This is a genomic window from Rothia sp. HMSC071B01 (genome assembly GCF_001808945.1).
Taxonomy (GTDB): Bacteria; Actinomycetota; Actinomycetes; order Actinomycetales; family Micrococcaceae; genus Rothia.
Window position 1 is genome coordinate 312,477 of the sequence record NZ_KV795070.1, and the last position, 11,039, is coordinate 323,515.

Here is an 11,039-nt window from a genome sequence, read left to right on the forward strand (position 1 = left end):
CTTCTTTGGTGGCTTCTCGAAACACATGTGGCTTTTCGCCGTCAGAGGGGAGGTGGTCCGTGCTTTACCCCCGGGTAAATCCCGTTTCGCTTATCGTGTCAGGGGTCCTCTCTATTCTGTAATCAGAAGCACCGAAGCCCACGCGCCGAGAGCACCGCAGCCTCCCAGCGCATCCGAGAGAAAGGACCACCACCATGGCACGCAGCCCTGAAGCTGAAGCCCGTTACAAGGCCTACCAGAAGAAGTACCACGCCGAACGCAACGCCCGCGCCCGCTACTCCTACGAGAAGCTCGAAAAGGCACACCGCGTCGTCGTCAAGGGCAAGAACCTCTCCGCCGAACTCATGCAGCGCCGCGCCCCCGGCATCACCGGCGAAACCCCCTGGGACAAGGACCTCACCGTCCACCCCTACAAGTGGCGCCGTTACGGTATGCCCAAGGACCTTCCCAACATGGTGAATGACTATGAACATGATGGCAAGAGGGTTCGTCGTTTCTTCATTGACCCGCGCATGCTCTTCGACTGCTCCCTCTTCGACAACATGACCGACGAAGAAATCGCCTACTTCAACGATGAGAAGCACTGGTCAGGCGATATTCCTAAAAATCATGACCACGTCACGCTTGAGAACGAGCTGGAAGGCGAGCCCGGCGTGTACGGCTACCTCGTGCACGTGAACCGAGGACGCAAGGAGGTGAACAACCCTCCGAAGGGCCGCCCGCGGTACAAGCGCAAGGACGGCAAGGAACTCATCTGGGATGACCCGCGCCTGGACGCACCCTGGTGGCAGGAATGCGGCGATTACATCTACGTGTACCTGAATGAGAAGGAAGCTCGTGATTCCTTCAAGCAGCAGAAGATGCGCCTGGACGACCTGAACCAGGAGGTGCGCCTGTACCGCCTGACCAAGCCCATCAGCATCAGCGAGGCCCGCGCGTGGCTGAACAGTGACCACCCGCTGCGCGAAGAGAAGCACGGCGCCATCACCCTGGACGCCTTCGGCACCGGACAGTACGGCCGCCCCGGTGAACTTCGCCTGCCGCAGCAGCCCGCCCCTGATGAGGATGAGCAGGATCGTATTGCTGAGGAAGAGTACTGGAACAGCCTCACCCCCGAAGAGCAGCAGAAGACCCTGGACGACCTGGAGTACTACCAGGCCCTGGAAGAGAAGCGTCGCCAGATCAACAAGGAACGCTGCGACGCTATGGAGCCGATGTACACGGAGCGTTTCAACATCGACACCTACATGGCATCGGAACTGGCGAAGGTCGAAGCAGAAGTAGAAGCCGACCCCGACGACGAAGAAGCCGCCGAATGGGCACAGACCCTGCGGGACGCAATCCCCAAGATGACCCTTGACGACAAGCTCAAGTACCTCGGCGAAAACATGTACTGGGAAGACCCCGACGGGTGCGAAGAACTGCTGCGCACCCTGAACATCATCACCCCGTACGAGACGCAGCTTCGCCTCGCATACGTACTGGACCCGAGCCAGTGGATGATCGAACACGCCGTCAACATCCATAAGGCAAAACTGAAGAACGGCACCGAAACCAAGAAGCTCAACTTCCGCCGCAAGGATGGTCAGTACTATCTGAACGAAGAACAGGAAGAATACGTTCGCAATATTCAGGTGAACGACTTCGCCTACGAAGGCGAACACCGCTCCAACGAACTCCTGCAGATGGTGTACGACAACGAATGGTACCCCTGCCTGGAGCCCGACCAGCACGAAGAAATCAACGGCTTCTCGTGGGAGACCATCAACATGGAGGACTACCGCGCCGGCCGCCTGCTGACCTTCGGCGACGCTCTCCCTGATGGTGCCATCGCCCCTCCGCACGACCGTATCGAGTACCTGGCCGACCTGGTCAAGCGCGGCGAAATTGACGTGCCGACCTTCTGGGAGCGTGTTAAAACCAATTCGTACGTGGGCACCGTGGAAAAGTTCGGTCCTGACGGGGAAGAGTCCTTCATCATCACGAAGAAGAACTGGCGCCAGTTCGTTAATTATCGGGAAGAACGGCCGAACAGTGAGTCGGACTCCTTGCGGTACTGTCAGTTCCCCGAAGCACTTGGAGGCGACGATTTCGTGGACCTCATGGAACGAACCTACAACTGGCGCATCGCAGACTGGGAAGCGTGGATCGACTCGCTGCCCGACGACTGGTTTGCGGTGAACACCAAGGCAGTTCGGGCCGCTCTCGATGAGTACGAGTACGGGGTTCTCGGAATCGACATTGTGATGGTCTGGGGCCGGGAAATTAAGCGCCGCCGCGGCAAGTAGCCCACCAGGCTAAAGCACCGGTAAAACAAGCGCCGGTAAAACACAGGGCGCGGCGCACCCGCAGCGTTGGATGCGCCGCCCCTCCACCCGCCGCCGTTCTGCCCGCCAAACTCGCCGCTGAGAGCGCGCTCGCCGGTGGGAGTACAGCCGCCTCATCGCGATTTATCGCGAAAAAAGCACCCCCACCCGCTTAGCCTGTCAGGGGAGTAGCGTACAGTAAAACACATCACACACCCACACAATCGAATCCGATAAACAACCACACCCCAAGGAGTGAACATGCCGAACAGCGCCGTATCACACATCCAACAGCAGTACGCCGTACGCCACCCGCAATGCAACACCTTCGCCCTGGACAAGCCCAAGAGCGCAGCCTACGGCTACACGGCCGCCTTCATCGCCTTCAACAACGCGGACGGCACGCCCACCAACGAAACGCTCACCCTCGACACCATCCACGCCGCCGCAGAAGCCTGCCAGGTCATCGACATGGGCTTCGACTACACGCCCTACTACGACGGCGAACCGGTCAACCCGCCCACCTGCCACCTCATCATGGGCACCAACTTCGGCGAATCGAACAAGAAGTATGCGCTTTCCTCGCTCTACGGCACGGCGCGGATCTACCTGATTACCGCCGACGCACCCACCGTCAAAGTCGACGGGTTCATGACGAAGCTGTCCATGTTCGTCAACAAGATGCGTAACAGCGAAACCTGGAACCGCGCCAAAGCATACATTCTGAGCACCTCACCGGCAGGGGAGGAGCTGCAGAGCCTCGCGTGCTCCTTCACCACCTTCGCCATGCCGCGCAAGTACATCGTGGACCACGAGAAGCCCTGGCGACCCGAGAAGGAAATCGTCGTCAACAACAGCCTGCAGATGGCATTCCGACCCGGCATTTTCTGGCCGAAGCAGTCCGCCGTGGACCCCTCGCGTCCGCTGACCGTGCGTGCCTCTGAAGGCCCCGCAACCTTCGACAGCCTCTCGGATCTTACCTGCGGCGGCGTCCCCGTTGAGAAGGCGGCGAAAGCCCTGGAAAAGCGGCAGAACATCAACACCTACATCTACCACTTCGCCTACCCGAAGAACCTGGGGGAGCAGCCGAACCTCGCCGTCATCAGCTACATGGTGGATGTGCTCGCCCTGCACCTGCGCGAACTGGACAAGCTGCAGCTGGCACCGAACGCACAGCCGCCGCTTGAGTGGACCATGGAGGACATGCTTTTCAGCTCGGCGTTCGTTGTTCAGGATCTTGCGGAGCAGAGTGGCGTTCCTGAGGGGTCGCACTTGCAGGTTCCTAGTGGCCAGCCGCGACAGCGTGTACAACAGGCCCGCCCGAAGCGCCCGGCTCCCGCTCAGCCCGCACCCGCGGCGGCACCCGCTTCTACCGCGAAACCCGCTCAGGAGGCGCGCCCGGCTCCCGCACAGCGTCAGGCACCTGCCCAGCCGCAGCAGCCGAACCCGCGCCCCGCGTACTCTAACCCGCCGCGCCCCGCAGCGAACCAGGCGACGGCAAATCAGGCAGAACCCGCGTATCAGCAGGCTCCTCAGCCGGCCCCTGAGTACCGCCCGAACCCGCAGGGATACCAGAACCAGGGCTACGCGGACGCCCCGTACCGCGCAGAATCCCCGTACCGACCCGATGCCCACTACCACCCGGGTGCTCAGCCTCAGGCAGGCGCGTACCAGGCGCAGGGCTACCAGCCGAACCCGCAGCACCCGCAGGCGAACTACCCGTACCAGCCGGCGCCTCCCCAGTACCAGCAGAACCCGGCGTATCAGCAGAACCCCGCGTATCAGCAGGAAGCGCCGAGCCAGCAGCGTCCGGTTTTCCAGCCGACCCCCACGGGCACCCGCAACACTGGAAACCAGAAGGGTTTCTGGGGTAAGGTCGCGTCATTCCTGAGGGGCGAGTAGGCCCGAATGTAGCGTGGTAATCCGCCGTTATTCGCCCAGAGGTAATCCGTCCAGAAGCCACATGTGTTTCGAAAAGCCACTTCTTTGGTGGCTTCTCGAAACACATGTGGCTTCTCGCCGTTAAGCGGGGAGGGTCGGGGACTCCTTCGATAGGTTAGTGTTTTCGCCGTGGGTCTTTAACCCGCAGTAAAGACAGCAACCTATCGAAACAGTCAGCTACCCGCCGTGTAATCTACCCCCTCTGCACAGCACCGATTTCCGGTCATGGGTCAGTGACTTTGGTGGGGGTTAAAACCCCAGCCCAGAGTCACTAACCCATGGTCGAAGTCCGTAACCCATGACCGAATTTCCCGCGCGGTGTGTGGGAGGCGGAGCAGCAACGCTCAGGAGGCAAGCCCGTCCGCGCCTAATCTTCCGCGCGGCGGGGGAGCGCGCCTCCAGAAAACCCCCTCGTCACGCAATATTTTTCTGCTTTTTCTCCGGCACGGGCGGTGCAGCCCCTTATCTTGTCAGGGGTGCTCCGTACCTTGGTGGTAGAGAACAACGACGCGTTCTCACCCACTCCGCCGAGCGACCAAAGGAGCCCCTCATGTACACGGTTGGTTACTACAATGACGAAGACTTCCGCGCCTTCTACTCCGGTCAGGACGCCGCCAACATTGACGACTTCTTCACTGACAACGGCGAATACCTCATGGTGTACCTGCCGGAGGTGACCGACCGCGAGTTCCTCGCCGGCCTCCGCTACGGTAACGGCTGCGACGCGCTCTGCCAGAGCGGATATGCCCTCGACGAGGCAGAAGAGGCCCTCCGCGACATGTATGCGCTCGCCGTGTAGCCCGCCCACCTGTCACAGATGGGGATCCGGTCATGAGTTGCGGATTTGTGCCATAGGTTAGCGTCTTTGGTCGTAGTTAAAAACCATGGTCGAAGACACTAAACCATGGCACAAATTCTGCAGGGGCAGAGCCTCCGTGAGTGTAGATTTATTTGATGCATAAAGCATTGATGTGTCCGAATAATGACGTTCAGATACTATTGCACTCAAAGCAACGCAAATATACACAAAGATGCGGTAGGGTGGTAACTGTAGTGTTCCATAACGCATTGATGCGTTTGTTGGGTGCGCTACGGGGCTGTTTCCCTTCCGGCAGTCAGCTTGACCTGCGAATAACGGCCCGACTAGTAACTAAACAACACACCATCACCGACGATAGGAGCGTATCTTCTATGGATTCGACCATCTTTAATCGCCGTACCCTGCTGGGTAGCGGCGCACTTGTGGGCCTGGGTGCCTTGCTCGCAGCCTGCGGTCAGCAGGCAAATAACGAGGCGGCAGCCTCGGCATCATCGACCGCCGTGCCGAGCGAGTCGGCTTCGGCTTCTGCGGCGGCATCTGAGTCGCCTTCGGCGAGTGCTACTCCGTCTACTGTCCGCGGTTATTCGGGTGGTTCGAAGGCGCCTGATGGTGAGTATCGCCCTGCTGATAAGTACGGTCCGGCGCAGAATGTGCCCAAGCCTGCTGAGCCTGAAGACGGGTACCGTGAGAAGTCTGTTGAAGGTATGCGTAAGACTTTGGACGCTTGGGTCAAATGGGGTAATTATGGCGTGCAGACTGGTGATTATTCGATGGCTCGTCAGTTTGTGTCGCCGACTTTTAAGAGCGAGTTGGAGGCTTATGAGGGTGTCGAGAGGCTTTACCAGCATGGTGGTTGGGTGATTGATGGTATTGAAAGCTTGACTGCTGATGGCGCGCCGTGGTCTGAGGACGGGGAGACTTATTTTTGGAAGGCTTACCATGTCTGGGAAAAGGAGATTTATGTCGCGGCTGATGGTAGTTGGCGCTCTTGGACCAATGAAGATAAAACTAACGACACTTATAAAATTGAGCTAAAGCACAACGGTCAAAAATGGGAGCTTATTGGGTATGTAAAGGTTGAAGATTAAAATGAAGCAGTGGCATAAAATTCTCTTCCTCCCTTTTGTAAGCATACAAATATTTCAACTTAGTATTCTCCCCTCATTTGCAGATGTAAAAACGAGTGAATGTTCATCAAATAATACTGCTAGCATATGCCAAGAGAAAATTCCTCCTAAAGAAATGGTTGGAAATGAAAATACGGAAAGAACAGGAAGCGCTTCAGATATTGATTCCGTTACAAACCAGCCAGTAACGCCTGCCCCCGAAACAGATACGACAAAACGGCGCGAGGGATTTTATGTTACATCTTATAAAGACAACCCCAACAATTTCTTCTGCACCACGCTAGACGGACGAGTAGGGCATGTTGGATATACAAACATGACCGTAGACGAAAACGGAATTCCTATCGACCGTGGTGGAAGCAGACATAGTCCTTCTTCTGCTAGCTGCATTCCCAACGATACCCGCACCCTGACCAGTGCCGACAGCCCGGGTCCCACCGGCCCGACCTACGAAGAAGTCATGGAGGAAATCCGCCACGCTGCAGAGTCGCTAGAGCCAGGCAAGCCGACCCTGCACCAGTCCTACAACAACCCCGCAGGAACCGGCCGAGCAGAAGGCGACCCCAACGTCTACAAGGGCGACCAGATCAACTTCTACGTCGACGACGGAGGCCCCTACCGCCTCGAAGCAGACATGCTCGCCGGACACGTCGAAATTGAGCTCATGCCCTCCTCCTATGTCATCGAGTACGGCAACGGCGATACTGCCACTAACTACACCGCTGGCAAACCGGTCACCACCTACCCCCGTGAGCGTCCGAGGCAGACGGATACCAGCTACGCCTACCAGCGTTCGGGTAACTTCCATGCGTATGCGACCGTGCATTACACGGCTCGTTTCCGTGTGGATGGTGGCCCGTGGCAGATGATGATGGTGACTCCGCAGGCGACCAGTGATCCTTTGCTGGTGCGTGTGTGGTGGGTTGATGTGGGCCGCGTGGCAGGTGACTGCAGCTACGACGACACTCGTTGGGGCTGCAAGAACGACCCCACGATGGGTAAGAAGGATAACCCGAACCCGCGCCTACGCAAGGCTGATATCCGTACCGGTCAGCGCTGGCACCTGAATGATAACGGTGACGGGGATACGGAGTATTCGTTGCACCGCGACTGGCCTGATATGTAAACCAGATCCAACCCAATATATAGATAACCACAGCAGGCGGCCTCGAATGTTTGAACGTTCAGGGCCGCCTGCTTTTTAGGCCGAGGTTTTCGATAGGTTAGTGTCTTTGGTCGTAGCTAAAAACCACGGCAGAAGACACTAAACCATGGCACAAATTCTGCGAAGGCGACACCTCAGCACCGGTGAAAATCCGGTCATGACCTAGCAATTTCAGTCATGACTTAGCGTCTTTGGTAATGGTTAAAACCCCAGCCTGAAGTCACTAATCCATTACCGAAAAAGCTAAACCATAACCGGCTCCCGCCCATCAACCTGGCGCATCCGGGGCCGCCTGCTTTTTAGACAGAGGTTTTCGATAGGTTAGTGTCTTCACCGTGGGTCTTTAACCCGCATTAAAGTCACTAACCTATCGAAAATCCATGAACCCGGTGCGCCCTCCATCTGCATCGGGTGGGGGGCGCGAATATAACCCCCGCAGACACGCAGAAGCCACATGTGTTTCGAGAAGCCACCAAAGAAGTGGCTTTTCGAAACACATGTGGCTTCTCGGCGTTAATTAGACCGTTATTTAGACTGTCGCTAGACCTTAGTTGCCGAAGCCCTGCAGGGTTGCTGCCCAGGCGCGGCGCGCCTCCAGAGCTTCCTTGGCCTTGGCGATCTTCTTGGAGTCGCCGCCCTTCTCAGCTGCTGCGAGTTCTGCTTCCAGCTCGGCGAGGGAGTCCTCGATCTGTGCGAGCAGGGAGTTCGCGCGTGCCGCCTTGGCGGGGTCGTTGCGCTTCCACTTTGCCTCTTCGGCGCCGTTGATTTCGTCCTGAATACGGCGCAGTTCGCCGTCGACGCGGCGCAGGTCGTTGCGGGGCACGCGGCCTGCCGCATCCCAGCGGTCCAGGATCTTCTCGAAGGCTGCCTTCGCACCCTCAATGTCTTCGACGGGCAGGAGTGCGCGTGCTTCTTCGAGAAGTGCTTCCTTGACCTTGAGGTTTTCGGCGTAGACTGCGTCCTGCGCTGCTTCGGCTTCGTTGCGGGCGTTGAAGAACACGTCCTGTGCCGCGCGGAAGCGTGCCCACAGCTTGTCGTCTTCGCGACGGTGGCCGCGGGGTACCTGCTTCCAGGCGCGCATCAGGTCGCCGTATACGCGGGAAGTCTCAGACCAATCAGTCGAGGTGGACAGCTCTTCCGCACGTGCAATCAGCTCTTCCTTGGCGCGCTTGATGCGTGCGTTGCGGTCGTCCAGCTGAGAGAAGTGTGCGCGGCGGTTGCGGTCGAAGGTGGTGCGGGCTGCGCGGAAACGCTTCCACAGCTCGTCCTCTACGCTCTTTGCCAGGTGAATTTCGCGCTGTGCCTTCTTCCACGCTTCGAACAGTTCGTTCATGCGGGAGTGGGAGTTCTTCCAGTGGATCTGGTCGGGGTCCTGGCCGGCAATCTGCTCGGCTTCGGCAACGATTTCTTCACGGACGGCGAGGGCGCGTTCACGGTTTTCGATGCGTGCCTGCTGCTGCTTCTCGCCAAGTTCAGCGATCTGCTCTGCGAGGGAGATGAGGCGCTTCTGCAGGCCGGAGTAGTCACCGACCATGTTGCGCACACCAATCTGCGCACCGATGGAGGTGATGCCCTTCTGCAGGTCTGCGGCGGGGGCGTTGTTGGCGAGGCGGGATTCGAGCAGGGCAACCTGCGCCTCGACGTTTTCAAACTTGCGGGCGAAGTAGCTAAGCGCTTCTTCTTCGGAGGCGCCGGGCAGCTGGCCTACGGCGTATTCTTCGCCGTCGACAATGACGAAGACGTGGCCGTCCTCGGAGACGCGGCCGTACTGGCGTGCCTTTTCGAGGTTTACAGTGTCGTCGGGTTTGGTAGTCACCGCTATAACTCTTTCACTCGGGGGTGCTGGGGGTGGGGCGCCTTTGCGCTGTTCCCCGTGGTGGGCACCCGTTTGGGTGTGCGTGTGCACCTCCTAAGCATAGCCTCTGCGGGGTGTGTGTGAGTAGTGTCTGGTCGTGTTGTGTTGTGGGCGAACCTGCCGGCCGCGGGTTTGTGCGGGTTGTGCTGGGGGAGTGGGTGCTGTGCTGGGGTGGGTGTTGGTATGATGGGTAGATATGCCCGGAGGTGTTCCGGGGTTTTGTTGTCGAGTTCTTTGTCAAGGAGTATCGCGTATGGCTCGCAAGGCTTCGCTGTCTGGTTTTCCCGAGTATCTTCCGGCTGAGCGGTTGGTTGAGAATCATGTTCTGGACACTTTGCGTGAGACTTTTGAGTTGCACGGTTTCTCCCCGATTGAGACTCGTTCGGTAGAGACTATTGAGCAGCTGCTGCGCAAGGGTGAGATTGACAAGGAAGTTTACGCAATTTCTCGTCTGCAGGAGGACGAGGCTGCGAAGGCTAAGGAAAAGCTGGCTCTGCACTTTGACCTGACCGTGCCGTTTGCCCGTTACGTGGTGGAGAACGCCGGTTATCTGAATTTCCCGTTCTCGCGTTACCAGATTCAGAAGGTGTGGCGTGGTGAGCGTCCGCAGGAGGGTCGTGCCCGCGAGTTCACTCAGGCTGATATTGACGTGGTTGGCGACGGTGAGCTGCCGTTCCGTTACGACGTGACCTTGGCGCTGGTTGTTGTTGATGCGCTGTCGAAGCTGCCGATTCCTGAGTTCAAGCTGCGTGTGAATAACCGCAAGCTGGCTGAGGGTTTCTACCTGGGCTTGGGTTTGACTGATACTGCGGCTGTTCTGCGTTCTATCGACAAGCTGGAGAAGATTGGTGCTGAGCGTGTGGCTGAGGAGCTGCAGGCTGAGGCCGGTGCGAGCGCGGATGCTGCCGCTGCCGCCCTGGAGCTGGCGCAGATTCGCACTGAGGATGCTTCTTTCGTGGAGCAGGTGCGTGCGCTTGCCGCTAAGTATTCGGTGGAGCATGAGCTGCTGAATCAGGGTCTTGCTGAGCTGGCTGAAGTCATTGAGGAGGCATCCCGCCGTGCGCCGGGTAAGGTGCTGGCTGACCTGTCGATTGCTCGCGGTCTGGACTACTACACCGGCACCGTGTATGAGACTGTTCTGGTTGGTCACGAGTCGCTGGGTTCGATTTGCTCGGGTGGCCGCTATGAGTCGCTGGCGTCGAACGGTAAGAAGACGTACCCGGGTGTTGGCCTGTCTATTGGTGTGACTCGTGTGGTGGCTCGTATCCTGTCGCAGGGTTTTGCGCAGGCGAGCCGTAAGGTACCTTCGGCTGTGTTTGTTGCCCTGACCAATGATGAGGGCTGGTCCGCCGCGAATGATGTTGCGGATGCGCTGCGTGCCCGCGGTATTGCCTGTGAGGTGTCCGCGAATGCGGCGAAGTTCGGTAAGCAGATTAAGTACGCTGAGAAGCGCGGCATTCCGTTCGTGTGGTTTATTTCGTCGGATGAGTCGGGTGCCCCGGTTCACGAGGTGAAGGATATCCGTTCGGGTGAGCAGGTTGCTGCTGATCCGGCTTCGTGGATGCCGCCGGCTGAGGATCTGCACGTTCAGATTGTACGTGCTGAGGGCCTGTAAACATTAGGGGCCTGTAATGCCTGCGGTGTTTGGTTGCAGTATTATCTGGCTGCTGTAATAATTTGGTTGCTGTAGCCTGCATATGGATGTGTACCCGCCTGGTGGGGAGGATATTGACCTCCCTGCCGGGCGGGTCTTTTTGTCGCGCTTTCTGCCCTGTGAATTTGTGCCATGGTTTAGCGTCTTCTGTCGTAGTTAAAAACCATGGCA

The 11,039-nt window shown here is 58.2% G+C and carries 7 protein-coding genes; 6 read left to right on the forward strand and 1 reads right to left on the reverse strand.

The window, feature by feature from the left end; genetic code table 11:
* Window positions 1-194: 194 nt before the first annotated feature.
* The 5 genes from HMPREF2527_RS02830 to HMPREF2527_RS02850 all read left to right on the forward strand — a co-directional run bounded on the left by HMPREF2527_RS02830 (window position 195) and on the right by HMPREF2527_RS02850 (window position 7,320).
* The gene (locus HMPREF2527_RS02830) at window positions 195-2,288 is read left to right on the forward strand and encodes a hypothetical protein (protein WP_070506219.1); all 2,094 of its coding nucleotides are present in this window, start codon (window positions 195-197) and stop codon (window positions 2,286-2,288) included.
* A 279-nt stretch (window positions 2,289-2,567) separates the two neighbouring features.
* On the forward strand, window positions 2,568-4,208 hold the full coding sequence (locus HMPREF2527_RS02835) for a histidine kinase (protein WP_070506220.1): 1,641 nt from the start codon (window positions 2,568-2,570) through the stop codon (window positions 4,206-4,208).
* A gap of 589 nt (window positions 4,209-4,797) precedes the next feature.
* Window positions 4,798-5,046: a hypothetical protein gene (locus HMPREF2527_RS02840; RefSeq protein ID WP_005505891.1), complete on the forward strand. Its 249-nt coding sequence runs from the start codon at window positions 4,798-4,800 to the stop codon at window positions 5,044-5,046.
* A gap of 392 nt (window positions 5,047-5,438) precedes the next feature.
* Entirely contained in the window at window positions 5,439-6,155 is a 717-nt protein-coding gene (locus HMPREF2527_RS02845) for a DUF6318 family protein (RefSeq protein WP_070506222.1), read from the forward strand.
* 355 nt (window positions 6,156-6,510) lie between these two features.
* Window positions 6,511-7,320 (forward strand): hypothetical protein, encoded by an 810-nt coding sequence (locus HMPREF2527_RS02850; protein WP_246824752.1) that lies wholly within the window; start codon window positions 6,511-6,513, stop codon window positions 7,318-7,320.
* A gap of 586 nt (window positions 7,321-7,906) precedes the next feature.
* Here the strand turns inward: HMPREF2527_RS02850 and HMPREF2527_RS02855 are convergent.
* A complete protein-coding gene (locus tag HMPREF2527_RS02855) occupies window positions 7,907-9,175 on the reverse strand; it encodes a DUF349 domain-containing protein (RefSeq protein ID WP_070506225.1) in 1,269 nt (422 codons plus the stop codon).
* Window positions 9,176-9,467: 292 nt separating this feature from the next.
* Between HMPREF2527_RS02855 and hisS the strand changes: the two genes are divergently transcribed.
* The gene (hisS, locus tag HMPREF2527_RS02860; RefSeq protein WP_070506227.1) at window positions 9,468-10,829 is read left to right on the forward strand and encodes a histidine--tRNA ligase; all 1,362 of its coding nucleotides are present in this window, start codon (window positions 9,468-9,470) and stop codon (window positions 10,827-10,829) included.
* Window positions 10,830-11,039 lie beyond the last annotated feature (210 nt).

Coding starts and splice junctions, on each gene's coding strand:
- HMPREF2527_RS02830 (WP_070506219.1), top strand. CDS start 195: ATGGCACGCAGCCCTGAAGCTGAAGCCCGTTACAAGGCCTACCAGAAG.
- HMPREF2527_RS02835 (WP_070506220.1), top strand. CDS start 2,568: ATGCCGAACAGCGCCGTATCACACATCCAACAGCAGTACGCCGTACGC.
- HMPREF2527_RS02840 (WP_005505891.1), top strand. CDS start 4,798: ATGTACACGGTTGGTTACTACAATGACGAAGACTTCCGCGCCTTCTAC.
- HMPREF2527_RS02845 (WP_070506222.1), top strand. CDS start 5,439: ATGGATTCGACCATCTTTAATCGCCGTACCCTGCTGGGTAGCGGCGCA.
- HMPREF2527_RS02850 (WP_246824752.1), top strand. CDS start 6,511: ATGACCGTAGACGAAAACGGAATTCCTATCGACCGTGGTGGAAGCAGA.
- hisS (WP_070506227.1), top strand. CDS start 9,468: ATGGCTCGCAAGGCTTCGCTGTCTGGTTTTCCCGAGTATCTTCCGGCT.